This window comes from Stenotrophomonas sp. Steno-C18 (assembly GCF_056393195.1).
In genome coordinates this window covers 122,622-145,899 of record NZ_JBWJOX010000009.1, presented here as the reverse complement: position 1 = coordinate 145,899, position 23,278 = coordinate 122,622, and the positions used below count along the sequence as shown (strand labels likewise).

At 67.9% G+C, this 23,278-nt stretch carries 27 protein-coding genes; 19 read left to right on the top strand and 8 right to left on the bottom strand.

What is annotated here, in order from left to right:
• Positions 1 to 39: 39 nt before the first annotated feature.
• From AC06FE_RS16850 to AC06FE_RS16780, 15 genes are all read left to right on the top strand, one after another.
• Complete coding sequence (locus tag AC06FE_RS16850) at positions 40 to 366, top strand: hypothetical protein (protein WP_192288278.1); 327 nt, start codon at positions 40 to 42, stop codon at positions 364 to 366.
• Positions 367 to 393: 27 nt separating this feature from the next.
• On the top strand, positions 394 to 936 hold the full coding sequence (locus AC06FE_RS16845; protein WP_192288279.1) for an NIF family HAD-type phosphatase: 543 nt from the start codon (positions 394 to 396) through the stop codon (positions 934 to 936).
• 141 nt (positions 937 to 1,077) lie between these two features.
• The gene (locus tag AC06FE_RS16840; protein ID WP_478073693.1) at positions 1,078 to 1,428 is read left to right on the top strand and encodes a hypothetical protein; all 351 of its coding nucleotides are present in this window, start codon (positions 1,078 to 1,080) and stop codon (positions 1,426 to 1,428) included.
• A gap of 115 nt (positions 1,429 to 1,543) precedes the next feature.
• Positions 1,544 to 1,834: a hypothetical protein gene (locus AC06FE_RS16835; RefSeq protein WP_478073692.1), complete on the top strand. Its 291-nt coding sequence runs from the start codon at positions 1,544 to 1,546 to the stop codon at positions 1,832 to 1,834.
• A 204-nt stretch (positions 1,835 to 2,038) separates the two neighbouring features.
• Positions 2,039 to 2,392 (top strand): hypothetical protein, encoded by a 354-nt coding sequence (locus AC06FE_RS16830; RefSeq protein WP_478073691.1) that lies wholly within the window; start codon positions 2,039 to 2,041, stop codon positions 2,390 to 2,392.
• Positions 2,393 to 2,421: 29 nt separating this feature from the next.
• On the top strand, positions 2,422 to 2,643 hold the full coding sequence (locus AC06FE_RS16825) for a hypothetical protein (RefSeq protein WP_192288283.1): 222 nt from the start codon (positions 2,422 to 2,424) through the stop codon (positions 2,641 to 2,643).
• Between the two features lie 190 nt (positions 2,644 to 2,833).
• A complete protein-coding gene (locus AC06FE_RS16820; protein ID WP_192288284.1) occupies positions 2,834 to 3,136 on the top strand; it encodes a hypothetical protein in 303 nt (100 codons plus the stop codon).
• 61 nt (positions 3,137 to 3,197) lie between these two features.
• Positions 3,198 to 3,584, top strand: a complete 387-nt coding sequence (locus tag AC06FE_RS16815) for a VOC family protein (protein WP_192288285.1) — start codon at positions 3,198 to 3,200, stop codon at positions 3,582 to 3,584.
• Positions 3,581 to 3,976 (top strand): hypothetical protein, encoded by a 396-nt coding sequence (locus AC06FE_RS16810; RefSeq protein ID WP_478073690.1) that lies wholly within the window; start codon positions 3,581 to 3,583, stop codon positions 3,974 to 3,976. Before AC06FE_RS16815 ends, AC06FE_RS16810 begins: the two co-directional genes overlap by 4 nt.
• Before the next feature lie 34 nt (positions 3,977 to 4,010).
• The gene (locus AC06FE_RS16805) at positions 4,011 to 4,388 is read left to right on the top strand and encodes a hypothetical protein (protein WP_478073689.1); all 378 of its coding nucleotides are present in this window, start codon (positions 4,011 to 4,013) and stop codon (positions 4,386 to 4,388) included.
• A gap of 14 nt (positions 4,389 to 4,402) precedes the next feature.
• Entirely contained in the window at positions 4,403 to 4,936 is a 534-nt protein-coding gene (locus tag AC06FE_RS16800) for a DUF2164 domain-containing protein (RefSeq protein ID WP_478073688.1), read from the top strand.
• Positions 4,937 to 4,950: 14 nt separating this feature from the next.
• On the top strand, positions 4,951 to 5,286 hold the full coding sequence (locus tag AC06FE_RS16795; protein ID WP_478073687.1) for a hypothetical protein: 336 nt from the start codon (positions 4,951 to 4,953) through the stop codon (positions 5,284 to 5,286).
• 72 nt (positions 5,287 to 5,358) lie between these two features.
• Positions 5,359 to 5,703, top strand: a complete 345-nt coding sequence (locus tag AC06FE_RS16790; RefSeq protein ID WP_478073686.1) for a GFA family protein — start codon at positions 5,359 to 5,361, stop codon at positions 5,701 to 5,703.
• A gap of 653 nt (positions 5,704 to 6,356) precedes the next feature.
• On the top strand, positions 6,357 to 8,036 hold the full coding sequence (locus AC06FE_RS16785; protein ID WP_478073685.1) for an electron transfer flavoprotein-ubiquinone oxidoreductase: 1,680 nt from the start codon (positions 6,357 to 6,359) through the stop codon (positions 8,034 to 8,036).
• Positions 8,037 to 8,127: 91 nt separating this feature from the next.
• Entirely contained in the window at positions 8,128 to 8,526 is a 399-nt protein-coding gene (locus AC06FE_RS16780; protein WP_225591934.1) for a c-type cytochrome, read from the top strand.
• A 37-nt stretch (positions 8,527 to 8,563) separates the two neighbouring features.
• Here the strand turns inward: AC06FE_RS16780 and AC06FE_RS16775 are convergent, their stop codons facing one another.
• On the bottom strand, positions 8,564 to 10,429 hold the full coding sequence (locus AC06FE_RS16775; RefSeq protein ID WP_478073684.1) for an alpha/beta hydrolase family protein: 1,866 nt from the start codon (positions 10,427 to 10,429) through the stop codon (positions 8,564 to 8,566).
• On the opposite strand from AC06FE_RS16775, the gene AC06FE_RS16770 reads away from it, so the two are divergent.
• Positions 10,428 to 11,078, top strand: a complete 651-nt coding sequence (locus AC06FE_RS16770; protein WP_478073683.1) for a hypothetical protein — start codon at positions 10,428 to 10,430, stop codon at positions 11,076 to 11,078. The two genes, AC06FE_RS16775 and AC06FE_RS16770, sit on opposite strands and share 2 nt — an antisense overlap.
• Before the next feature lie 93 nt (positions 11,079 to 11,171).
• Here AC06FE_RS16770 and AC06FE_RS16765 read toward each other — a convergent pair whose 3' ends face one another.
• Both AC06FE_RS16765 and AC06FE_RS16760 read right to left on the bottom strand, forming a co-directional pair.
• Positions 11,172 to 16,637: an AAA domain-containing protein gene (locus AC06FE_RS16765; RefSeq protein ID WP_478073682.1), complete on the bottom strand. Its 5,466-nt coding sequence runs from the start codon at positions 16,635 to 16,637 to the stop codon at positions 11,172 to 11,174.
• A complete protein-coding gene (locus AC06FE_RS16760; protein WP_478073681.1) occupies positions 16,634 to 17,818 on the bottom strand; it encodes a M48 family metalloprotease in 1,185 nt (394 codons plus the stop codon). Before AC06FE_RS16760 ends, AC06FE_RS16765 begins: the two co-directional genes overlap by 4 nt.
• A 137-nt stretch (positions 17,819 to 17,955) precedes the next feature.
• On the opposite strand from AC06FE_RS16760, the gene AC06FE_RS16755 reads away from it, so the two are divergent.
• Positions 17,956 to 18,234 (top strand): hypothetical protein, encoded by a 279-nt coding sequence (locus AC06FE_RS16755; protein WP_478073680.1) that lies wholly within the window; start codon positions 17,956 to 17,958, stop codon positions 18,232 to 18,234.
• A 224-nt stretch (positions 18,235 to 18,458) separates the two neighbouring features.
• Positions 18,459 to 19,031: an OmpO family porin gene (locus AC06FE_RS16750; RefSeq protein WP_446541648.1), complete on the top strand. Its 573-nt coding sequence runs from the start codon at positions 18,459 to 18,461 to the stop codon at positions 19,029 to 19,031.
• A gap of 201 nt (positions 19,032 to 19,232) precedes the next feature.
• On the opposite strand, the gene AC06FE_RS16745 is transcribed toward AC06FE_RS16750, so the two are convergent.
• The 5 genes from AC06FE_RS16745 to AC06FE_RS16725 all read right to left on the bottom strand — a co-directional run bounded on the left by AC06FE_RS16745 (position 19,233) and on the right by AC06FE_RS16725 (position 22,324).
• Positions 19,233 to 20,261: an NAD(P)H-dependent glycerol-3-phosphate dehydrogenase gene (locus AC06FE_RS16745; protein ID WP_192288294.1), complete on the bottom strand. Its 1,029-nt coding sequence runs from the start codon at positions 20,259 to 20,261 to the stop codon at positions 19,233 to 19,235.
• Between the two features lie 19 nt (positions 20,262 to 20,280).
• The gene (gene secB / locus AC06FE_RS16740; protein WP_132862378.1) at positions 20,281 to 20,796 is read right to left on the bottom strand and encodes a protein-export chaperone SecB; all 516 of its coding nucleotides are present in this window, start codon (positions 20,794 to 20,796) and stop codon (positions 20,281 to 20,283) included.
• 103 nt (positions 20,797 to 20,899) lie between these two features.
• Positions 20,900 to 21,337: a rhodanese-like domain-containing protein gene (locus AC06FE_RS16735; RefSeq protein WP_132862377.1), complete on the bottom strand. Its 438-nt coding sequence runs from the start codon at positions 21,335 to 21,337 to the stop codon at positions 20,900 to 20,902.
• Positions 21,338 to 21,404: 67 nt separating this feature from the next.
• Positions 21,405 to 21,839 (bottom strand): hypothetical protein, encoded by a 435-nt coding sequence (locus AC06FE_RS16730; protein ID WP_446541646.1) that lies wholly within the window; start codon positions 21,837 to 21,839, stop codon positions 21,405 to 21,407.
• A 26-nt stretch (positions 21,840 to 21,865) separates the two neighbouring features.
• Entirely contained in the window at positions 21,866 to 22,324 is a 459-nt protein-coding gene (locus tag AC06FE_RS16725) for a YiiD C-terminal domain-containing protein (RefSeq protein ID WP_192288297.1), read from the bottom strand.
• A gap of 50 nt (positions 22,325 to 22,374) precedes the next feature.
• Here AC06FE_RS16725 and AC06FE_RS16720 point away from each other — a divergent pair, with 50 nt between their 5' ends.
• Positions 22,375 to 23,172, top strand: a complete 798-nt coding sequence (locus AC06FE_RS16720; RefSeq protein WP_478073679.1) for a uroporphyrinogen-III synthase — start codon at positions 22,375 to 22,377, stop codon at positions 23,170 to 23,172.
• Positions 23,173 to 23,278 lie beyond the last annotated feature (106 nt).

The window sequence follows — 23,278 nt, the reverse complement described above, 5'->3', positions numbered from 1 at the left end:
GCGACATCACTCCAACCCAACGATGGACCCTGCAGTGGCATGAACGGGATTGACCAGGACAAGGCTCACCGGATGCTCGGCAGGATCGTTCTGGCCGGGATCACTTCGCATGACCGCGAGGGAAACATCCTCAACCAGACGCAGGTCTTCGGCAGGGTCCTGCGCATCAACGCGCAGGAAGGCGTGGTCCTGGCCAACGGCATCGACGGCACCGAAATCGCCCTCCCGCCCGACCTGGCGCAGTACTCTGCCGCCGAGCCCGGCACCTACACTCTCAGGTCGACGAACACGGTGGTTCATGACCCCGACTACCTCTCCAGCTGGGACATCCATCCACCATCCGGTGGCAAGGATGATGCAGGCTGATCGCTCACTGCCCACCCCGTGCGCCCGATGAAACTGCTGGTTCTCGATCTCGATGAAACACTCATCCACGCCACCGAGGCCGGCCTGGGGCACACACCCGATTTCGAAGTCGGGCCGTACGCGGTGTACAAGCGGCCGGGGCTGGATGCATTCCTGTCCACCATGGGAGCCTGTTTCACACTGGCGGTATGGACCTCTTCCACACGCCCCTATGCCTTACCGGTGGTTGCGAACATCTTCCCGGCCGGGATCGAACTCGCGTTCGTGTGGGCCAGGGAGCGCTGCACGCCGCGCTTCGATCCGGACCAGCAGGACCATGAGTGGACGAAGAACCTCGGGAAGCTGAAGCGGCGCGGCCATCGGCTCGAGCAGGTCCTGATGGTGGATGACACGCCGGCGAAGCTCGCCCGGCATTACGGCAACCTGGTCCGGATCAAGCCCTTTTTCGGCGACCCTGCGGACCGTGAGCTTTTCCAGCTCGGCGAGTACTTACCCACCCTGGCCGGTGCGGCGAATGTCAGGACGATCGAGAAGCGCTTCTGGCGCAGGCGAATCGCCGATGATCGCTGAGCGATCCTTCCCTCCGAACCTGATTGGCGGTACTGACTCCCGCCTTGGCGGTGCGCGACGATCCACCTGCCTGGCCTGCAACGTCGACGCTCCCGCGCCGAATCCGTCTTGAGTCCGGCACCACACCGACACCAGCCCGGCATGAACGACTCCGAAAACCCGTACCGCTCCCCGCGTGCAGCCACAGCCGCCGCCCCCCGGCGCAGGCTGTGGCTGTCGAGCCTGCTGGCCTCCTCACCTGCGGCACTCCTTGCGATTGCCCTGTTGTTCTGCGCCGCCGAGCGCAGGTATTTCCGTACCTCGCAGAATGATCCCGCCCTGCTGTTGGCCGTGCTTCCACAGCTGTTGTGCGTGGCCCTGGTGGCCGGCCTGGTCTGCTCGGTCTCCCGCCACCCCCGTCCGCTGCGAGCCCTGCTTGCCGGCTTGGTAACCGGGCCCATGCTCGCGCTTCTGGCCTATCGCCTGTATCCGCTCCTGAAGCAGTGGGCCTGATGCAGCGTCGCTGCGGGAGCCCTCGTCGCTCACGTATCGGTCGTCTTGAAACCTGTTTGGCACCTGACCCGCATGCACATCCGGCCACCTGATGAACACAAGGACGCTCGAACCCATGTCACCGACGCATATCCAGCTGCTTGCCTTCGCGGTCCATGAGATCCGCCTGCTGCTTGGCCATCACCTCGGCAGCGGCGATGCACCAGACCCCGCCGCACGCGCGGCGGCACACCTGGCCTATGCACTCCACAATCAGGCAGATGCGGTGCTGCAGGGAGGCACCTTCGACGTGCAGCAGGCATTGGGCACCATTGATGCCGTGGACCGGATGCTGGGCACCCGGTTCCAGGAGCGGCTGTTCCAGGTCACCGCGCTGTCCCCTCCAACACCCGAACCCAGAGGATGAGCAGCGCGGTCACAGCCCTTTGCCGTGGCACGGTGCAGGCACAAAGAACGGTCGATCACCTGCTCACCTGCCAGCTACGGACATGCACCCCTATCGTTATGATGCAGAAACACCACACCCCGCACGCTCGCGACCGGGCCCACTTGCCGGCCAGGCTTCATCGGTGCCCATGATGACCTCGTCACTCATTCCACCGGAGGTGCCATGCGTATCCAGCCCGCCGTCATGATGTCTTTTGTGCTCACCGCAGGGCCGACAGATGCCGTCGACCCGCAGGCGCTTGCGCGGGTGCAGGAGTACGTCGGCGCGGGCTGCCTGGTCGACGTGCTTCAAGCCAAGGCGGTCCTGTGGGGGAACAACGGTTTCCGCATCGAACACTGGAATGTCAGGACGCGCGATGGCATCGCGCGCTTCGAGGTGAGTTACCACTCCCCTGCCATACTGCCTTCCAGTGCCAACCCGTACTCGGTTCGAGGCACCGATGCCACCGGGGAAACCCAGCCGCAAGGTCGCCCATGCCTTCCATCCTCAACCCTTGGCAGTAACAACCCCGGTTGATCGCCCTACTCCTGGAGATCGGAAACGACATGCGCAATGAACGGTACTGGTTCGAGGCCAAGCAACATGGCTGGGGATGGCCACTGAGATGGCAGGGCTGGCTGGCGTACGGCATCACCTTCGCCTCGTTGGCGGCACTGTTCTTCGTGGTGCCGCCGACCCGGGCCCCGGGCCCGTTCATGGGAGCGACGGGGGGCATTATCCTGCTGTTGCTCGTGGTGTGCTGGCTGAAGGGGGAGCCGCTGCGGTGACGCAGGGATGGCCCCCGATGGAGTGGCGCCGAGCGTGGCCCGGCACTACCGGGTGTGGCATGATCGGCTCGCTTTGCGCAACACAGACCGGGCGGCTTCGGCTTGGAATTCGGTGGTTGGCCATGGCTCGCCTGACCCTTCACTCACGTCGGCTCCCCCGGGGCACGGCGCTGTTCGGGCGGCGGTGTGCATGGAATGGATCAACGAGCTTGAGAACGAAGCCTGGAACACGGTGATCGACGAGCTGGTCTGGCACCTCCGGCATGGCAGGGTGCCCACCATCATCACGCGCCGGTTCGCCCCCGCGCGTGGCATCGAGTTCCGCTTCGGCGACGCGCCGGCGGTGTTCGCGCCCATCGACGATGCATCGCTGGAAGACCACTGGGACGAAGCCAGCCGCATCATCGGCCGCTTCCCGCAACTGAATGCGACGCGCCTGCGCAGTGATCGCAGCAGCATCCCGGCGGTCATGCGCGCACCCGGATTCGCATGACACGCGCCCATCACCGCGCGCATGCTCTGCTTTCCCTTTCCATGAAGCACCCAGGCGGCCCATGAAGCGCGTGACCGGTATTGGCGGCATCTTCTTCCAGGCGCGCGACCCCGCCGTGCTGCGTGCGTGGTACCAGCGCCACCTGGGCATCGAGGTGCAGCCCTGGGGCGGCGCTGCATTCACCTGGACCGACACCGATGGCCAGCCCTTCGCCGGCACCACGGTCTGGTCGATCAACGCGGCTGGCAGCGAGGCGCTCGCCCCCGGCAGTGCACCGTTCGTCATCAACTACCGGGTGCATGACCTGCATGCCCTGTTGGCGGCATTGCGCGAGGAAGGCTGCCAGGTGCTCGAGCGCAGCGAGGATTCGGAGTATGGGAAGTTCGGTTGGGTGATCGACCCGGAAGGCAACAAGGTCGAACTGTGGCAACCGCCGCAGGGCCAGTGAGCGCACGCTGTCGCCCGATGACGGACGTCTCGCCCTCACCTGCCGCCGCCCGCCCGCCGCGCGGTACGTTCCTCAAGCGCAGCCTTGCCTGGCTGCTGACCGCCATTGCGCTGATAGGCATTCCGCTGTGGGTCGGCAGCCAGAGCCGCGCCGATACCGCGGCCCAGGTAGCCGAGCGAGGCTGGGCCTGCGGCATGTCGGTGCTGGGGCTGTTCCTGTTCGGGCTGATGCTGGCGGCACTGCTGTCGTTGGCGTCACTGCTGCTGGGCGGGCTGGCGTACCGGGCGGCGCCACGCCCGCGCTCGGGGTGGCGGCTGGCCGAACTGCTGGTGTTCTCGCTGCCATTGCTGGCTGGCCTCGCGGTAGTGGTGGTGATGTTTGCCGGCGGATGAAAACGCAGCTCCCTGCCCTCGACGCGAGACCCACATGCCCGGCCCCCTCCCCCCGCCACTGACCCGTCCGCAGCCGCCTGCACCCAATGGACGGGTGTGGCTGCTGATCGGCCTGGCCGGCAGCGTCTCCGCGGCGCTGGTGGTGAGCTATATCGGGCTGGCGGTCGCGCCGCAGTTCGAGTCGGTCTACCGCAGCTTCGGCGCGCAGATGCCCGCGACCTCCCAGCTGTTCATGCGTTTTTTCGGTCTGGTCTGGCTGCTGCCGGCGGGCGTGCTCGCCATCGGCCGCTGCTGGCCGCGCCCCAATGCCCCGGTCATTGCCGGCGTGCTGGGGTTGGTCGCTCCCTTCGTTGCCGTTCCTGTCGCCCTGTTGCTCATCTACCTGCCATTGTTCCGGCTTGCCGACGTCTAGCCGCGGAGAACCGGATGCCGTACTTCCCCGTGACCGCGCCCCGTCTTGGCTTCGTCGTGCTCTACCGCCGTACGTCATTCACGAATCAACTCAACGTGTTCGCGATCTCCTGGCGCAGGCATGGGCAGCAGCTCGGCCGGATGCCAGCCCCGCGTCCCTCACGGATTCAAGCTGCCAGTGCTCTCCGTCGTGTAGTGCCTCATTCACGAGCGGTTGAATGGCGCCGCCGGGAAGTGGGTGCCGGCGGCCGGACCGGTACACTTCCGGTCATCTCCGTTGATGTGTACGACAGCATGGCCAACATCGAATTCAACAAGGACGAGAAAGCCATCCTCGTCCGCAAACTGCAGGGATATTTTTCCGAAGAGCTGCAGCAGAATATCGGGCAGTTTGACGCTGAGTTCCTGCTGGACTTCATCGGCAAGGAGATCGGCGCGTACTACTACAACCATGGCCTGTACGATGCACAGGCCGCATTGAGCGCGCGCATGGAAGACCTGCAGGATGCGATCTACCAGCTGGAGCAGCGCACGGAGTTCCGGCGATGAAACGGGCTTCGGGAATGAGCGCGCGCCCCATGCTCCTGGCCGTGCTGCTGGCGATGATGCTGGCCGCCTGCGGCATGCCGGTGCCCGCGGCCAAGCGCGACTACGTCGGTAGCTGGGCATCGGACACCACCTTGCTGGTCATCGAGCCGAGTGGCCGCGTGCGCTACAAGCACCAGCCCACGCCCAACGTCAGCAAGTCGCTGGATGCGCCGATCAAGTCCTTCGAGGGCGATGACCTGGTGGTCGGCGTCGGGCCGCTGACCACGCGGTTCGTGGTCTCGACGCCGCCGCATGAGGATGGCGGCGTATGGAAGATGACCGTCGATGGCCAGGAGCTGCGCCGGCGCTGAGTTGCGCTGTGCAGCGTGCGTTCCCGCCGGCAGGCGCTAGGCTGGGCAGCATTCAACGTCGTGGAGAGGCCCATGGTCAACGGCAGCTGTCATTGTGGTGCGGTGCGCTTCGAGTGCGATGGCGTGCCGACCGAAGGCTACGAGTGCAACTGCTCGCACTGCAGCCGCAAGGGGTTCGTGCTGTGGTTCGTGCCGCGGCAGGCCTTGCGGGTCACCGCCGGCGAAAGTGCACTCACGACGTACCTGTTCAACCGGCACGTGATTGCACATCAGTTCTGCCCAACCTGCGGATGCCAGCCGTTCGGGCTGGGCAAGCAACCGGACGGGACCGAGACGGCGGCGATCAACCTGCGCTGCCTGGAAGGGTTTGATCTGGAAACGGTGAAACGGATCGCCGTGGACGGACGGGCCTTCTGAGGACCTGTCGGGGGAGCGCGGGCATCGCCATCCTCTCCCGCGTACAGCCCGCCGCTTGCGCATACCCGATGCACGGGAAACGTATGGTCGGCCTGCCGGCCAGCGCCGCTTCGTCGCGCAACTGAATGCCTCCCGCGCATTCCGGGCGAGCCGACGCAACCTTCGTCCGGCTCCCGCCGACCGCCCGATCCCTGCCCGCCGGCAAACCGGGAACGGGCCCGAAACGTGGCAAAGGCCGGCCTGGCGTGGTTTGCGCGTGGCGGCAACGACACCTTGCGCGCGCTTTCCCGCCCGCCGACGGCCCCTTGATCGCCCCGCCGTTGCCACCGGCATTGGAAGATCGCGTCATCGTCGGCGAAAATCCACGGGCCGAGGCCGAGCATGCGCGTCCGAGGGTCAATGCCCGCGAGTTCCCAGCGGAGGAAACGCGGCGCAGTTGACCCGGTCGCCTGCTCGCGCCCACCGCCCCGCGTGGGTGATGGGCCAGCGACACCGCATCAGCCACCTGGAACGCAGGTCCGCCCAGCAGGGCAACCGCGCCGGGCCGATCTGGAATACTGCGCCCTCGGAGATCGTCGCCGCCTCGTGTCGAGGTGGCGGTTCCAGGCAACCGTCGTCGCCCCGTGCGCCGGCCTTTACCCAAGAGCCCCTGCATGAACATTGAAGCCACTTCCGCCCTGCCGCCGCGCGAAGCGATGGAGTTCGACGTCGTCATCGTCGGTGCCGGCCCCGCCGGCCTGGCCACGGCCATCCGCCTGCGCCAGCTGGCCGTGGAGAAGGGCCAGGAGCTGTCGGTCTGCGTGCTGGAGAAGGGCTCCGAGCCGGGCGCGCACATCCTGTCCGGCGCGATCATGGACCCGCGTGCGCTCAACGAGCTGTTCCCGGACTGGGCAGAGCGCGGTGCGCCGCTGAAGCAGGCCGTCACCCGCGATGAGTTCCTGTTCCTGGACGAGACCGGCGCCAAGGCCACCCCGCACGCGCTGCTGCCGGAGTGCTTCCACAACGACGGCAACTACATCATCAGCCTGGGCGAAGTGACCCGCTGGCTGGCGCAGCAGGCCGAGGCGCTGGAAGTGGCGATCTTCCCGGGCTTCGCCGCCGCCGAGGTGCTGTACGACGACAACGGCGCGGTGATGGGCGTGGCCACCGGCGACATGGGCATCCACAAGGACGGCACCCCGGGCCCGAACTTCGAGCGCGGCATGGAGCTGCACGCCAAGTACACGATCTTCGCCGAAGGCTCGCGCGGCCACCTCGGCCGCCAGCTGATCAGCAGGTTCAAGCTCGACGCCGGCAAGGACCCGCAGTCCTACGGCATCGGCATCAAGGAGCTGTGGCAGATCGACCCGGCCAAGCACGAGCCGGGCCTGGTGGTGCACGCCGCCGGCTGGCCGCTGGACAACGACACCTACGGTGGCGCGTTCCTGTACCACGCCGAGGGCGGCAAGGTGTCGATCGGCTACGTGGTCGGCCTGGACTACAAGAACCCGTGGCTGAGCCCGTTCGAGGAGTTCCAGCGCTTCAAGACCCACCCGGCCATCCGCAAGCACCTGGAAGGCGGCAAGCGCATCGCCTACGGCGCACGCGCGATCACCGCCGGCGGCATCCTGTCGCTGCCCAAGACGGTGTTCCCGGGCGGCGCGCTGGTCGGCTGCGAGGCCGGCTACCTCAACGTCAGCCGCATCAAGGGCAGCCACGCCGCGATCAAGACCGGCATGCTCGCCGCCGAGGCCGCGTTCGACGCGCTGGTCGCCGGCCGTTCGCGCGATGAACTGAGCGCGTATCCGGAGGCGTTCGAGAACAGCTGGCTCAAGACCGAGCTGCTGCAGTCCAAGAACTTCAAGCAGTGGTTCAAGAAGGGCCGCACCCTGGCCACGCTGATGACCGGCATCGAACAGTGGCTGCTGCCCAAGCTGGGCATCCGCAATGCGCCGTGGACCATCCACCGTACCAAGGCCGACCACGAGTGCCTGGAGCCGGCCGCCACCCAGCCGAAGATCAACTACCCCAAGCCGGACAACGTGCTGACCTTCGACCGCCTGAGCTCGGTGTTCCTGTCCTCGACCAACCACGAGGAAGACCAGCCCAGCCATCTGACGCTGAAGGACCCGTCCATCCCGGTGACGGTCAACCTGGCCACCTACGCCGGCCCGGAAGCGCGTTACTGCCCGGCCGGCGTGTACGAATTTGTCGGAGAAGGCAGCGACACGCGCCTGCAGATCAACGCGCAGAACTGCGTGCACTGCAAGACCTGCGACATCAAGGACCCCACCCAGAACATCGTGTGGGTGACCCCGCAGGGCGGCGGCGGCCCGAACTACCCGGCGATGTAAGCAGCCCCTGCTGCAGGGCTTCGCCGTGCCGGGCAGCACCTGGCATGGGCGGGGCACCTGCGGCAGTGCCTGCCGCCCCCTGGACGACCCCATGTTGATGCTCCGCCCGCTGTCGTTGTCGTGCCTCGGCCTGCTGCTGGCAGCCTGTGGCCAGCGCGACGCCTTCAACCACACCGCCAACGCCGACCCGCACCAGCAGCAGCTCGAGCGCGCCTTCGCGATCTGCGCCGGCTGCCATGACACCCGCGCCGACCTGGGCCACCGCGTCGGGCCCAACCTGCAGGGCGTGATCGGCCGCAGGGCCGGCACCGCGCCGGGCTATCACTATTCCGATGCGATGAAGGCCAGCGACATCACCTGGGATGCGCAGACGCTGGATGCCTTCCTGAAATCCCCGACCCGGCAGGTGCCGGGTACGCGCATGCTCAATGCCACCTCCGACCCCGCCCGTCGCCAGGCGGTGATCGAATACCTGTCGCAGCAGAAGTAGGGCCAGCGGCACCGGCCGCTGGCCCAGCCATCGGCGCCTACTGGCCGATGTTCTCCTGCAGGAACGTCTCCAGCGCACGGTAGAAGGCGATGCTGTTGTTGTCGTTGTAGAAACCGTGCCCCTCACCGGCCACCGCCATCCACTGCGGCGGCCTGCCCGCCGCGGTCAACGCGCTGCGCATGGCGTTGGCCTGGGCGATCGGCGTGCGCTCGTCGCGCTCGCCGTGGGCCAGGAACACCGGCACGGTGATGCGCGCGGCCACGCCGGTCGGCGAGTTGGCCGCCAGTTCCTCGTCACTGCGCCCGATCACCCGGCCCAGGTAATTGCGGCCGTAGGCGCTGTCCTTGATGTCGCCCTTCTTGTACATCATCTTCAGGTCGTACAGGCCGGCCAGTCCCACCGCGCAACGGATCAGCTGCGGCTCGCGCGCGGCCAGCATCATCGCCGAGTACGCACCGAAGCTGGCGCCATAGCTGCAGACCCGCGAGGTGTCGGCCAGGCCCTGCTTCTCCGCTTCGCGCAGCCCCTCGACCAGGTCCTGCTGCACGCGCGTGCCCCATTGCAGGTAGCCCCGTTCCTCGAACGCCTGGCCGCGTCCGCCGCTGCCGCGGTAGTTGACCTGCACCACCAGGTAGCCACGGTTGGCCAGGAACTGTGCATCGGTGTCGTAGAACCAGTCGTCCCGGACCCCATGCGGGCCACCGTGCGGCAGGATCACCGTCGGCAGCGGGCCCTGGGCGTTCTTCGGCACGGTGAAGACCGCTTCCAGCTCGAGGCCATCACTGGCCTTGAAACGCACCGGACGGCGTTCGGCCATCTGCGTCGGATCAATGCCCTCGCGCGGGGACAGCACCTTCTCCAGCTTGTTGGTGCCGCGCCGGAAGGTGTACCAGCTGCCCGGGTCACGGTCACTGGCCAGGTGTACCAGCACGGTCTGGCCGTCACGACTGACATCGTCGAAGGTGACGTGCTGCTGCGGCAGCAGGTCGGCCAGGGCCTTGTGCAGCTCGGCTTCCGGCCGGCCCGGATCGAAGTACCGGAGCTGCGGCCGCCCGGCCAACGGCGCGGCCGCGAACGGCGTGGCGGGCGTGCGCGTCCACTGGCTCAGCCCGATGCTGCCGAACCCATCCTCGACCAGCACCTCGCGCTGCCCACCGTCCGGGTTGCTGAGCACCAGCGCCGAAGGTCCATCGGCACGGCTGAAGCGCCCGTAGACGCGCTGGTTGTCGCCGCTGAAGGCCATCGGCGTCCACACGCCGCCCACCTGTTCCTGCGCGATGGGCTGCCAGTGCTGTCCATCGCCGGAGGCGAACAGTTGATAGTTGTCCTGGTCATCGCGCCCCCACGCATAACGCGCCACGCCGTTGCGATCGATCACGAACTCCAGGTTCGGCACGTTGACGCTGGCGACCAGCTTGAACGAAGGACGCAGCCCCGCATCCACCAGGTACAACATCGAGTTGGTGGGACTGCGCTTGAGCTGGCGCATGTAGAAGCGCCCATCGTTGCCCTGGCCGATGCCCTCGATGAAACCGAAGCCACGGTCAAGGCCTGCCGCAGCGTTCTGCTGCTCGTACCCATAGATGTAGCGCTGGTTCTCGCCATCGAAGTCGCTGGCGATGATCTCGCCGGTCGGAATCGGCTTCTCGAGCGAGCCGTACCGACGACCCTTGGCGACCACCAGGCGACGGTCGCCCACCCAGATGATCTGGTACGGGCTTTCGTAGCGCGGCAGGCGCAACACCGCGGTGCGGTGCATGTCCGACAGTCGCACCACCTGCAGTGCATGGTTGCCTTCGCCGAAATCGGTGGCGAATGCCAGGTACTGCCCATCGGGCGAGAGCCGCGGCATCGAGAACGGACTGGCCTTGGCGAAGGCTTCCACTGGAACGGTTTGTGCCATGACCGGCAACGGTGCCGTGCTTCCCAACACGGCCAACAACAGGAACATCGTGCTCCTGATCCCCATCACAACCCCCAAGCTAATGATCGGACGCACAGCCTATGCGATCAGCCGGCGGCGCAGAAGTGCCCGGTTTCGCCGCGTTCGGCGGGAGGCGGGCGCGGTGGCCCGTGGCGTGTCCGGGGCGGCGATCGACCGCCTCGCCCGCCGCCGCATCACGCCAGCGTGCGGGGTTGCCCAGCGTCGGTTGGGTGCCTGCGTGCCCGGGCGCCGCAACGCATGGCCGGCATTTCCATGGCAGGATGCTCGCCAACCACGACTTTGCGGGAACCTGGCGTTGCGACACCTGCGTTGCCTACCCATCACCTTGCTGGTCATCAGCTTGTCCTGGCCGGGCCTGGCTTGGGCAATGCGGCAATGCCCACCGGAGTTCGGCGAGAAATCGACCGGCTTCTGGCTGCTGGGCTGGATGGTCTTCGCGCTGTTCGTGATCGCCGGCATCCTGCTGCCGATCCTGATGTTCCGCGCCACCCGACAGGCACCGCTGGTGATGCGCTGGTGGCTACGCGCGGCCAGCTTCCCGGCGATGCTTGCGTTGTGGATCCTCGGCTTCGGGCTCTTCCTCGGCCGGTTCGTGCTGGTCTGCTGAGCAGGCCGTCGGTCACGACGCCGGCTTCGCGGCCAAGGCCGCTCCCATGGCAGGTGCGCCTTCAGCCGCGAAGCCGGTGGCCACGCACCTGCATCACGCGTCGCGATAGCCCTTGCCCAGTTTCTCGGCAACCAGCTTGTCCATCTCGCGACGCGCACGCGCGGGGCTGTCGAACTGCTTCACGTTGCGCTGCCCGGCGCTGCCGATGCGCCCGTAGGTCACCACCAGTTCGCCGCCGCTGACCGCTACGCGCCAGAACTTGTTGGAGGTGCCCTGTTCGAACACCAGTTCGCGGCTGAGCACATCCTCGGCCAGCGCCGCCGGCACCTCGGGCGCGGCCTCCACCACCGCCGTCTCCATCGCCGGCAATGACTCCAGTGCATCCAGCGCCGTCTGCGCATCGACCTCCCGGCCCTGCAACGCCGCATCGATACGCGCCAGCACCGCCTCGGGCGCGCGCAGCCAATCGCGGCCGGGCACGTCGATCACCTGCCAGCCGAAGCCGCGCAGCACGCCGGGACGGAACACGTAGCGTTCGCGGGTATCGGCCACTGCCTGGTCCGGCCCATCGAGCAGGATCGCCAGCTGGTAGTCGCCGCCGGCCGGGTCCACGATCGCCAGGTCGCAGCGGAACTGGGAACGCCCCACCTGCTCGTGCACGATGTGCCCACGCTGGCGCAACGCCTCCGCCATGGCCTGGCGGATGGCATCGGCCGACGGCGGTGCGGCGAACGCCTCCCGTGCGCCGGCATTGAGCGACCCCAGCACCAGCTGCGCGCGGTCGAAATCCCCGCGCGCACTGGCCTGGGCGAACTGCAGGAACGCACGCAACGCCGCCGCGCCGTCGTTGTGGGTATTGGTGATGGCCTCGGCATGGATGCTGGACACCACCGCCATGCGCAGCCGGGCACGGCTGAAGATCACGTTGAGGCGCTTCTCGCCGCCACGCTGGTTGATCGGGCCGAAGTTCATCAGCATCCGGCCGTCCGCACCGGGTGCGTAGCAGATGCTCAGGATGATCACGTCACGCTCGTCGCCCTGCACGTTCTCCAGGTTCTTCACGAACAGGCCGTTGAACTGGTCCTCGTCCTCGCGCACGTACTCGCGTTCAAGCTGCAGCGCGAACTCGGCATCCTCGCCGGCCAGCGTTTCCAGCGCGGTCTCGATTTCGCCCTGCTGTGCCTCGGAGAAGGCGACGATGCCGATGCTCTGGCCGCCGCCCCGGCGCAGCAGCTCGCGCACCATCTGCGCGATGTAGCGCGCCTCGGCGGCATTGCGACGCGCACCGTACACACCGTCGGCGATGTGGTGGAAGCTGACCGCACGCTCCTGCAGGACATCGGCGCCGATCACGCCGGCATCGTCCTGGGTGGACGGCACCGATGCCGGCGCGTCGGCCGAAGGCTCGATGCGACGGTCGGGGATGGTGACCAGGCGGCCGTCGTAGAAGGCGGCGTTGGAGAAGCTGATCAGCGTCTCGTGGCGGCTGCGGTAGTGCCAGGCCAACAGGGTCGCCGGCAGGTTGCGCGCGGCCTGGTTGAGCAGGCTGTCCGACTCCATGTTGATGGCGATGCGCTCGCCATCCTCCTCCACCACGACCTCCTCGTTGTCCTCGCCGTTGGCGGCGAAGAAGCTGGTCGGAGGCAGCTGCATCTCATCGCCCACCACCACGATCTGCCGCGCCCGGCTCAGCGCCGGCACCGCTTCCTCGGTGGGAATCTGGCTGGCCTCGTCGAAGATCACCACGTCGAACAGGTCCGGCGACAGCGGCAACGTGTCGGACACCGACAACGGGCTCATCAGCCAGATCGGCTTGAGGTCGTTGACCACCAGCCCGGTCTCATCGTCGGACAGGTCGCGGATCGAGCGGTGGCGCATGCTCTTGCCGAACTCATGCTCCAGCTCCCGGCGCCCGGTGGAATAGAGCTTCTTGAATGCCTTGCCTTCGGCGTCCAGCTGGGTCGCCGACAGCGACGTGGTCTGCACGTGGTCGGCGAACAGCCGATGCAGCGTGGCCTGCACCACCTTGGCGTTCAGGCCCAGCAGCTCGCGCTGGCCCTCGCCGATGCGCCGTGCGGCCACCGCCAGTGCCGCGCCATCGAAGCGGGCCAGCTCCGGATGCGCACGCTCCAGGCGACGCAACGCTTCATCGGCAACCACCGCCTCGATCTGCAGCGCCGGCAAGGGCAGCTGCCGCAACGCGGCGCTGACGGCGGCATCACCGGCGTGCACGGCACGCAGCAGCGGCAACAGGTCCGGCAGTTCTTCCAGCCCTTCGCGCAGGTCGCGCAGCAGCTCGCCGACCTGCGCCAGGCTCAATGCCGGTTCGCCCTCCACGTTCTCGTCCAGGCGCTGGCCGAGCTTGCGCAGCGGTTCGGCGGCCACGGCTTCGTTGCGGGCGGCGGTCACCGGGTCCAGCGCAGCGCGGAGGTGGTCGAGCATCGCCCGCATCGGTCCGCTGCTTGCCTGGCGTTCGCGCAGCTGGGTCACCGCATCCAGCAGCCCGCGCATGCTCTGCACGCCGAACTGCCTACAGCTGCTGGCATCGGCTTCGGCCAGCGCCACGCTGGCGGCCTGATCGGCCGCCAGCGACTGCAGCACCCGCGCATACCCCGGATGCACCGCGTGCTTGCCGAAGTCGTAGCGACGGCGCAGCTCGCCGCGCAACCGCCACCAGGCCGGCTGCAGCCAGCGCATGAGCGAGCCTTCCAGCTGCTGGGCCAAGGCAAGCGCGGCCTGGGTGTCGCCCGCATCGAGCTTGTCGCGCCAGTGCGTCGTGGCCTGCGCGGCCTGCTGCGCTGCTGCCTGCTGCTGTTCAAGCCTCTCGCGCGCGCGTCGCAGTTCCAGCGCCTGCGAGGAGTCCTCTTCCAGCAACGACAACTGCCCGGCCATGCCATTGTCCAGCAACCAGCGGGCCTGCTCGGCCAGCTGCAGGGCCTGTGCCGGCGTGAGCCCGGCCTTGATCAGGCCCGCGCTGTCATCCAGCACCGGGTCCAGTTGCTCCAGCAATGCCTCACCATCGTCGATCAGGTGCTGCACGCGGCCATAGGCGCGCTCGTCACCGACCAGTGCCGCGGACAGGCGCGCAAAGGGATGCACGGCCAGGCTGTCGATGCCGAAGCGTTCGCGCAGGTTGCGCTCCACGCGCAACGCCAGTTCACGCTGCGCATCCCACGCGGCCAGGGTGGGCAGGGTTTCGCGGCGCGCGGCATCCAGCTCCGGCACGCCGGGCAGCTCGGCCATGCGCCGTACCAGTTGGCGCACGCTGGTGCCCAGCGGTTCGGGGACGACGGACATCGACTGCTCGAACGCATCGACGCGCGCCTGCAGGCGCTGCAGGGTATCCAGCACCGCATCGCGCTGCTGGGCCAGCCGCTCGCTGTTGTGCGGCTGCGCGATCCAGTTCTCGTAGCAGCTGCGCAGGTCGGCGATGAAGGCCTTCTTGTCGGCCTGCGAATCGTGGATCAGGCAGCACAATGCATCCAGGCCGGCCTGCTTGAGCCGGTGGAACACCACGTCCAGCGCGGCGCGTTTCTCGCATACGAACAGGATGCGCTTGCCGCGCCCGGCGTAGTCGGCGATCAGGTTGGTGATCGTCTGCGACTTGCCTGTGCCCGGTGGCCCCTGGATGATGAAACTGCGCTGGCTGCGGGCCAGGCCCACCGCCGCGCCCTGGGTGGCATCGGAGGCGATCACGTTCCACTGCTCGCGCAGCGGCAACGGCGCCGGCGGCGCGGCGTCCACGGCGCGCGGCTCGATGGAGAACACGCGGTCGAAGGCGGGGTTGTCGGTGTTGTCGTCCAGCAGCTGCGTGTAGTCACGCACCAGCGACATCTTCTTGTAGTTGAAGTTGGCCAGCGTGACCTGGGTCAGGTCCAGGTCCCATGCGTAGCGATGGCCTTCGGCCTCCTGCAGCGCATAGCCCACGCGCTCGGCATCGGCCACCTCCTCCACCATCCACGCATGGCGCGGCCCGGCCACCGGCGCGGCACCGGCCTCGAACCGCTGCGGCAGCGCACTGGGGCGCACCCAGCGCTCGAACAATGCCTGGCCCAGTGGCCGGTAATCCTCGCGCTCGTAGCTGTAATCGGGCAGGCGCCCGGCCACGGCACGCGTGCCACGCCCGGCCGGACGGCGACGCTGGTACTGCTGCAGGCGTTGCAGGGCCTTCTGCCGGACCAGCCGCACCTGCGGCTTCTCGATCAGGCGCAGCTCGACCGACGGTTCGGTACGGCGGATCTGCGCCAACAGGTCGGCATGCACCTGCGCGATGGAAGTCTTCTGCAGGTCCACCGTTTCCGGCAGCTGGATGTCGTAGAGCTGGCGCAGCTGGTGGCGCAGCACCGGGTTGAACTCGGCCTCGCCTTCCTCGGCCTGCAGCACGTACTGGTCGCGCACGCCCTTGCGCCGGACCAGCTCCACCGGCAACCACAGCAACGGCGTGGTGATGCGTTCTTCCGGGAATTCCTTGAGGTTGTGCCAACGCAGGAACGCGACCACCAGACGCAGGTGGCTGAAACCATACTCGGCGCGATCACGACGGGTTTCCTGGATCAGCTTGTCCAGCGCGGCCGGCAGGAACGGCTGGTCGTCGAAGCGCAGCCAGCGCTGCAGGTCGACCGCCTTGCCGGCGGTCATGTCCGCCGCGAACGGCCCGCCCCAGGTGCAGATGTGCTCCGGCCGGATGCTCTCCACCTGCAGCATCAGCGGCACGCTGGACACGGTGAGGTTGACCGAGCCGGCGGTGGGCCGGAAGAACAGCAGGCGGTTGCGGCGCGACAGGTCGAACAGGCGGTCGCGCAGGTAGGACAGCACCGCGCCACGGCGCGAGGCCAGGCCGCTGACGCCGGACAGCGCGCGTGCCACGTCCAGCACGTCCGGCTGGTCACGCCAGGTGCGCAGGCGCGTGGCCAGGCTGTCCAGCTCGGTGCTGCGGTCATGCCGGTTGAGCGCGGTCATCTCCACGATCACGCTGGCCAGCACCGGATGCAGGCGGGGGGCCAGCTGGAACAGGTTCTCGCGGTTGCCGGCGAAGCTGCGCAGGTCGTCGACGTCGTCGAAGTCCAGGCCGCAGGCCAACGCCGCCAGCACCATGCCCAGCTGGAAGATGTCGGTCAGCTCGTCATGGTGGCCCAACGCCAGTTCCCAGCTGCGATAGCCCGGCAGGTACACCGGATGCTCGATCGCCGCCTCCAGGTCGGCCTGCACCGCCAGGTCGTCCAGCCGCTCGTAGCCCTGCGCGTCATGCGCGACCCGCAGGGTGCCGACGATGTTGAGCGTGGACGCCGAGCCGGGCTGCACGCGGCTGATCGCGGCCAGCGCCATCGCCGGCGCCTGGCCGGCCGCGTTGCGCAGGGCCAGCCCGCCCGCCGCATCCAGCACGATCGCTTCGGGCGACAGCGCGGCGACGCGGCCACCGGCATGCAGCGACGCCACCTGCGCGAACAGCGGCAACACCAGTACCAGCACGTCATCGGTGGACAGCGCCGCGCCGGCCTGGGCATCGACCAGCGCGGCGAAGTTGCCCGCCGGCACCGGGGTTTCAGTCATCTCGCTCATGCACTCAGGGCCCGTTCGGTGTTCTTCTTCAGCTTGTCCAGCTCACGCTTGCCCAGCCGTGCATCGCGCTTGAGGTTGGCCTGCAGTGCCTGCGCGCTGCCCAGCGCGTGGGCCAGCGCGCTGGCGCGCAGCAGCGCGGCATCCTGCACGTCGGGGTCAACCAGCGCCAGGTCCAGCATCAAGGCGTTGAGGTAGCCACGCACGCTGTCATCGATGTTGCGTTCGACGATGGCCTGGGGCGCAACCGTGGCCTCGCCCGGGTTCCAGTCCGGGAACAGCTGCCGCACCTGGTTGAGCACCAGCGCGCTGCGCAGCGGCACCTCGTCGAGGAAGTGACCGAGGAAGCCGCGCGTGATCTGCTGCAGGGCCTGCTGGTCGAGCAGGTCCAGTGCCTCCAGCGACAACCCGCCGCACAGCTTGTCGCGGATCCAGCCGTCCAGCCGGTCGGTGCGCTGCCACCACTGCTCCAGCGCACGCGCGCGGATGAAGGTCTCCGGGTGGGTGCGCATGGTGCTGCCCTGCTTCTCGTTGGCATCCACCTCCGCGGCCTGGCGCAGGTAGGCCACCGGGTCCGGGTTGGCCACGCCGGTCTGCACCTTCAGCAGCGTGCTGACCGCCGGCCCGGGGGCGGCGGCTGCCACCGCGCCGCCGCGGTCGGCGAACAGCTCGGTATGCAAGGCATACCGGCGCAGGGTTTCGGCCTGGCTGGGGCTGGCCTGCGGCGAGGCCAGGGCGTCATTGAGGATGCGGTCGGCGACGTGGAAGTCGCCGCCGTCCAGCGACCACAGCACGTAATGCGCCAATTCATGCCCGAACAGCGCCAGCCGCTCGTCATCGCTCAGGCGTTCGAGCAGCGGCCCCTGCAGCACCATGTGCACTTCGCCGGGCACGAACACCAGCGCGGCATTCATGTCCTGGCTGCCGGCCTGGTACAGCGTCGCCGGGGCCTGCATGCCCAGCCGTTGCATGGCCAACTGCAGGCTCGCATGCACCTCCGGGTGGGCCTCGGCCTCCAGCCGGTAGGTATCGCGCAGCAGGTCGCTGCGTACCTGCGCGATGTGTTCATCGCGGATCCGCTGCGAGGCCGCCCAGCGCCATACCTCCGGCTCGTGCTGCTTCAGATACGCCACCAACTGGCGGTGGTAGTGGAGCGGTTCCAGTGCCGGCCTATCGCTGGGCATGACATCCATTTACTGATTTTCCCGTGTTTACCCCACCCGAAGTTTAGGAGATTCGCCGCTGCACCCGCGACCGCCAGCTGCGCGTGCAGCATCGGCGCGGGAGCGGCACCGGGCATGGATGGCCCGGCGCCCAGCAGATGTTCTGGAACACCGACAGCGCCCGCTACGTCCTGCAGGCCCCGCCGCATGCGATGAACTGGAGCGTGGGCCAGATCGGCGAGCGCGTACCGGGCAAGTTCCCTCCGGAGGAACCGGCCGGCATCGTGCAGTCGCCGCATGCGGTGGTAACGCCGCGCAGCCTGTACCTGCAGCAGCTGCATGATCGCCTGGGCGAACAGGCAGTCATCAACGTCACCACCCCGGCCCAGCGACAGGGCCGCCTCTGGGATGAACTGGCCGCGCGACGCGGCGAGTAAGCGCAGGACCCCATCCCCGCCGCCACATGCCTTCCGGTCTCTTGGGCGGACCGGGGACGTGGCGTTGTTCCGGCACGGAAGTTCCCCGATTCGCCGCCTAATTTATGTACTGGTCAGTTTGATATTCAGGGTCAGTTCCATTGGCTAACGGATAATTCACAACCATCGAACGGCCCGAAGCATCACGCCGCATCGATCAAACCAATAAAAAAGGTAATGCCGAAATGAAGACTTCCCTGATCGCACTGGGCCTGATGGCCGCCCTGCCGTTCGCTGCCTCGGCTGCCGATGGCCTGTCCTACAACTATGTGGAAGGCGGTTACGTGAACACCGACACCCGCGGCGGCGACGCCGATGGTTGGGCTCTGAAGGGCTCGGTTGCCGTGCACCCGAACTTCCATGTTTTCGGTGAATACAACGCCCAGGAAACCGACAAGGGCAAGGTTGACGTGGACCAGTGGCGCCTGGGTGTTGGCTACAACTACACCGTGGCCCCGAACACCGACCTGCTGGCCCGCGCCGCGTACCAGAAGTTCGACCCGGACTACGGCCCGACCTTCAACGGCTACAGCGCTGAAGTCGGCGTGCGTACCGCCTTCACCCCGAACTTCGAGGCGTATGCCCTGGCCGGTTACGAGGACTACAGCAAGAAGAACGGCTACAACCCGGATGGCGAGTTCTACGGCCGCGTCGGCGCGACCGGCAAGTTCAACGCCAACTGGGGCCTGACCGGCGAAGTGAAGCTGGCCAAGGCTGGCGACAAGGAATGGTTCGTCGGCCCGCGCTTCACCTGGTAAGCCGTTACGGCAACAACGTGTTGTAAAGGCGCGTGCTCTCTCTCCCCCGCGCCTGAAGCCCGGTTCTCCCCGACCGGGCTTCACCTTTTTCGGGGCCTGCGAAATGCTTCCCCTGTCCACCCGTTGGGGCAGGAGCAGGTTCCACTGGCCCAACAAAAAAGCCCGGCAATCGCCGGGCTTTTTGTTTCAACGTCGGTCAACTTACTTGAACAGCGTGTCCGGATACTCCGGCTTCTGCTCGCGTGCCAGCAGCTGCTGCAGGCCCTCGGTCGGGCTCAGCTCACCGTGCAGTACCGATTGCACCGCCTTGGAGATGGGCAGGTCGATGCCATGGCGCTCGGCCTGGCGCATCACCTCGTCGGCGGTCTGCACCGATTCCACCACCTGGCCGATTTCCTTCACCGCGTCGGGCAGGCTCTGCCCACGCCCCAGGGCAAGGCCCAGGCGGCGATTGCGCGAGAGGTCACCGGTGCTGGTCAGCACCAGGTCGCCCAGGCCGGCCAGGCCCATCAGGGTTTCCGGCTTGCCGCCGATGGCGGCGGCCAGACGCAGCATCTCGTTGAGGCCGCGGGTGATCAGGCCGGCACGGGCGTTCAGGCCCAGCTGCATGCCATCGGCCACGCCAGTGGCCACGGCCAGCACGTTCTTCATCGCCCCCCCCAGCTCGGCGCCGACCATGTCGTCACCGGTGTAGGCACGGAAGGCCGGGCCATGCATCGCATCGGCCACCTGCTGGGCGAACGCGTCGTCATCACCGTGGACGGTGATCGCCGTGGGCAGGCCCAGGGTCACTTCCTTGGCGAAGGACGGGCCGGTGACGACGGCCAGCGGCACGTCCGGGCCCAGCACTTCACGGGCCACTTCATGCAGGAAACGCCCCGAGCCGGGCTCGAAGCCCTTGGTGGCCCAGGCCACGCCGGCCCCGGCCGGCCGCAGCGGCGCCAGCGCGCGCACGGTCTCGGCGAAGGCATGCGAAGGCACCACCACCAGGATCCAGCTGGCACCGGCAACGGTGGCAGCCAGGTCGGTGCTGGCGCGCAGGGAATCAGGCAAGGGAATCCCCGGCAGGTACCGGGGATTCTCATGACGCTGGTCGATCGCCTCGATGACGGCGGCATCGCGTCCCCACAGCACGGTCGGGTGACCGTGCCGGGCCAGCAGGGTGGCCAGCGCGGTGCCCCAGGAGCCCGCGCCGAGGACGGCGATCTTGTTCGCGTCGGTCGTACTCATCCGATGTCGCGGACGCCGATCAGGCGTTGCCGGCCGGCTCGGAATCGGCCAGCGAGGCTTCGCCCTGGGCCTGGCGCTGGCGCAGGGTTTCGGCGTACAGGCCTTCGAAGTTGATCGGCTGCAGGTAGAACGGCGGGAAGCCGCCGGCCTGGATCAGGTCCGACACCATCGAACGCACGTACGGGAACAGGATGTTCGGGCACTGGGTGCCGAGCAGCACGTCGATCGCCTGCGGCTCCAGGCCGATCAGGCCGAACACGCCGGCCTGCTGCACTTCGGCAACGTAGGCGGTCTTGTCACCGGCCTTGCAGGTCAGGGTCACGCCCAGCACCACTTCGAAGGCGGTGTCGGACAGGCGCTGCACCTTCTGGTTCAGGTTCAGCTGCAGGTCCGGCTGCACGTTCTCATTGAAGATGACCGGCGAGTTCGGGGATTCGAAAGAAACGTCCTTGACGTAGATCTTCTCGATGGTGAAAGCCGGGCCGTTGGCAGCTTCGTCAGCCGGGACTACGCCGTTGGTGTTCTCTTCGGACATTTCTCAAGACTCCAGAACAGATTGTTCAATGATTGGGATTGTTACCAGACCAGCGATGGGGGCGGTCCACGCCGTCCACAAGGCCTTAACGCAAATTAACTGATCAGCCGCGGCCCTTGACCAGCGGCAGGTCCGCCGCCTGCCAGGCCGGCAGGCCGCCGTCGAGCACGTACACCTGCTCGAAACCGGCCTTCTTCAGCACCTTGGCGGCGGTGGCGGAGGCGTTGCCGGTGCGGCACAGCAGCACCACCGGCGACTGCTTGGCCGGGGCCAGCAGCTTGTGGGTCGGGCTCACCTGGGCCGGCTGCAGGTTGCGGCTGCCGACGATATGGCCCTTCTCGAAATCGCTGGCGGCCGACAGGTCGATCACCACTGCCCCACCGGCATTGATCAGGTGGGTCAGCTCGGACGGCTTGAGCGACTTGTAGCCGCGGAACAGGCGCGCGACCTCGGTGGCGATGATGGCCACGGTGAGGCCGACCAGGGCCAGCGACAGCATCGGATTTCGGCCAGCGAAGGCCAGCAACTCTTCGTAATTCACTCAGGTCACGGGTCGATTAAGCGGGCGGGGATTGTCGCATATGCCGGCAACGGGGCGCCCAGCGGGCTCATTGGCCCTGCCACAGGTCCGGCAGGCCGCCCGCCTGCCACCAGCGCTTGCCCTCCGTGTCCCAGCGCCAGCGTTCGGTGACCACCACGGTGCGCTCGGCCTGGGTGTTGCGGTTGATCACGCTGATTTCCATGCGCCGCTCGACGTTGCCGTCGGCGGCGACGCTGCTGCCGCGTTCGCGGTAACCGGACACCTGCACCTGCTGGTAACGCTGGCGCTGCAGGTCACCGAGCGGGTGGGCCTGCAGGTAGACCGGGTCGAGGAAGCCCTCGGCGGCCTCGAAATCGCTCCAGCGCACCGCGGCCGTGTAGGCAGCCTGCGTCGGCACCAGCTTGGCGCGCTGGCTGCGGCTGGGGCCGTCACCGGCGCTGGCGCCGGCCGCGACCAGCAACGACAGGACAAGGGCGGCTTGGAACAGGCGTCTGAGCATCATGGAATCCCCGGGTAACGGCGCCCATCCTAGCCTTTGCCGAGGGCCACGAAGCGCCCTTCCAGCTCGGCGGCACCGCCCTCGATCTCGGCCCGTACGGTCACCCGTGCCCGGCCACGCTTGTTGAACAGGGCCAGGAAATCGTCCCAATCCTGGTCCGGCGCGGCCCGCGCGACCGCCAGCAGGTCGCCGTAGACGGGCGCGCGATAACGGATGTTGCTGTCGGCGACGTAGACCTCGGCCTGCTTGCCGGCCAATGCCAGGCGCAGGCTGACCAGCGCCCAGCCGGCCAGGGTCATCACCGAGGCCAGGCTGCCGCCGAAGGCATTGCCCTTGTCATTGACGTTGGCGGCCAGCGGTGCCTGCATGCGCAGCACGCCATTTTCATAACCCGCGATGCGGATGTTCATCGCGGCCACCGGCGGCATGGCATCCAGGGTGGCCTGCACCTGCGCGAGCAGTGCAGCGGAATCGGAAGCGTCGGACATGGAAGAAGTAAGCAACACACGGACAGGAAAGCGCCCGCATAATGCATGGAATGAACCGCCGCGCCTATGTGCCAGCCGACACGGCCTGGCACCTGATCTCCCTGCGCCCTCAGGGGCAGCACGACACCCTGCGCAGCGCCGCTGCCCGGCTGGGAGGACATACGCTGGCACTTTCGCCCTGGCGCGTGGCCCTGCGTACCGACACCCTGACCCGTGCGCAGCTGGCCCATGCGGCGACCGCCGACCGCCTAGTGTTCACCAGCCCGACCGCCGCCGAGGCCGCCGCGCGCCTGCTGGCACTACCCGAACTGGGCGAAGGCCGCGTGGTCGCGGTCGGCGAAGGCACCGCGCGGGTGCTGCGCCGCCATGGCGCGCGCGACGTGCAGGCACCGCAGCGCATGGACAGCGAGGGCCTGCTGGCGCTGCCGCGCATGCAGGAGCTGCAGGGCCTGCGCGTGGCGCTGGTCACCGCCCCCGGTGGCCGCGGCATGATCGCCGCGCAGATCGTCGAGCGCGGCGCCACGCTGCAACGGGTGGATGTGTACGAGCGCGTCGGCCTGCCGCTCAGTACCGCCGTCATCGAGCGGCTTGAAGCCCTGCAGGGCCCGGCCGTGCTTGCGCTCAGCAGTGGCGAGGCGCTGGAGACGGTGTTGCCGCAGCTGCCGGCGGCGGTGCTGCGGCGCTGGCAACGGATGCCGGTGGTCGCCGCCAGCGAACGCCTGGCCGCCCTGGCGCGCACGCATGGCTTCACGCATGCCAGCGTGGCGGCCGGCCCCTTGCCGGCACAGCTGGCCAGCGCCGCGCAGCGCGCGATCACGGCGATGGCGGCAGGTCACGCCAGCGCCTGAGCCTGTACGGCGCGTGGCTTGCAGGCATCCACCCGCGCCGCCATCCTGTTGCAGCATGACCCGGTGCCGCGCCGTCCGTGGCCCCGGTGAGCCCGCCAAGGATGCT

Coding starts and splice junctions, on each gene's coding strand:
- AC06FE_RS16850 (WP_192288278.1), top strand. CDS start 40: ATGAACGGGATTGACCAGGACAAGGCTCACCGGATGCTCGGCAGGATC.
- AC06FE_RS16845 (WP_192288279.1), top strand. CDS start 394: ATGAAACTGCTGGTTCTCGATCTCGATGAAACACTCATCCACGCCACC.
- AC06FE_RS16840 (WP_478073693.1), top strand. CDS start 1,078: ATGAACGACTCCGAAAACCCGTACCGCTCCCCGCGTGCAGCCACAGCC.
- AC06FE_RS16835 (WP_478073692.1), top strand. CDS start 1,544: ATGTCACCGACGCATATCCAGCTGCTTGCCTTCGCGGTCCATGAGATC.
- AC06FE_RS16830 (WP_478073691.1), top strand. CDS start 2,039: ATGCGTATCCAGCCCGCCGTCATGATGTCTTTTGTGCTCACCGCAGGG.
- AC06FE_RS16825 (WP_192288283.1), top strand. CDS start 2,422: ATGCGCAATGAACGGTACTGGTTCGAGGCCAAGCAACATGGCTGGGGA.
- AC06FE_RS16820 (WP_192288284.1), top strand. CDS start 2,834: ATGGAATGGATCAACGAGCTTGAGAACGAAGCCTGGAACACGGTGATC.
- AC06FE_RS16815 (WP_192288285.1), top strand. CDS start 3,198: ATGAAGCGCGTGACCGGTATTGGCGGCATCTTCTTCCAGGCGCGCGAC.
- AC06FE_RS16805 (WP_478073689.1), top strand. CDS start 4,011: ATGCCCGGCCCCCTCCCCCCGCCACTGACCCGTCCGCAGCCGCCTGCA.
- AC06FE_RS16800 (WP_478073688.1), top strand. CDS start 4,403: ATGCCGTACTTCCCCGTGACCGCGCCCCGTCTTGGCTTCGTCGTGCTC.
- AC06FE_RS16795 (WP_478073687.1), top strand. CDS start 4,951: ATGAGCGCGCGCCCCATGCTCCTGGCCGTGCTGCTGGCGATGATGCTG.
- AC06FE_RS16790 (WP_478073686.1), top strand. CDS start 5,359: ATGGTCAACGGCAGCTGTCATTGTGGTGCGGTGCGCTTCGAGTGCGAT.
- AC06FE_RS16785 (WP_478073685.1), top strand. CDS start 6,357: ATGAACATTGAAGCCACTTCCGCCCTGCCGCCGCGCGAAGCGATGGAG.
- AC06FE_RS16780 (WP_225591934.1), top strand. CDS start 8,128: ATGTTGATGCTCCGCCCGCTGTCGTTGTCGTGCCTCGGCCTGCTGCTG.
- AC06FE_RS16770 (WP_478073683.1), top strand. CDS start 10,428: ATGACCGGCAACGGTGCCGTGCTTCCCAACACGGCCAACAACAGGAAC.
- AC06FE_RS16775 (WP_478073684.1), bottom strand. CDS start 10,429: ATGGCACAAACCGTTCCAGTGGAAGCCTTCGCCAAGGCCAGTCCGTTC.
- AC06FE_RS16765 (WP_478073682.1), bottom strand. CDS start 16,637: ATGAGCGAGATGACTGAAACCCCGGTGCCGGCGGGCAACTTCGCCGCG.
- AC06FE_RS16760 (WP_478073681.1), bottom strand. CDS start 17,818: ATGCCCAGCGATAGGCCGGCACTGGAACCGCTCCACTACCACCGCCAG.
- AC06FE_RS16755 (WP_478073680.1), top strand. CDS start 17,956: ATGTTCTGGAACACCGACAGCGCCCGCTACGTCCTGCAGGCCCCGCCG.
- AC06FE_RS16750 (WP_446541648.1), top strand. CDS start 18,459: ATGAAGACTTCCCTGATCGCACTGGGCCTGATGGCCGCCCTGCCGTTC.
- AC06FE_RS16745 (WP_192288294.1), bottom strand. CDS start 20,261: ATGAGTACGACCGACGCGAACAAGATCGCCGTCCTCGGCGCGGGCTCC.
- secB (WP_132862378.1), bottom strand. CDS start 20,796: ATGTCCGAAGAGAACACCAACGGCGTAGTCCCGGCTGACGAAGCTGCC.
- AC06FE_RS16730 (WP_446541646.1), bottom strand. CDS start 21,839: ATGATGCTCAGACGCCTGTTCCAAGCCGCCCTTGTCCTGTCGTTGCTG.
- AC06FE_RS16725 (WP_192288297.1), bottom strand. CDS start 22,324: ATGTCCGACGCTTCCGATTCCGCTGCACTGCTCGCGCAGGTGCAGGCC.
- AC06FE_RS16720 (WP_478073679.1), top strand. CDS start 22,375: ATGAACCGCCGCGCCTATGTGCCAGCCGACACGGCCTGGCACCTGATC.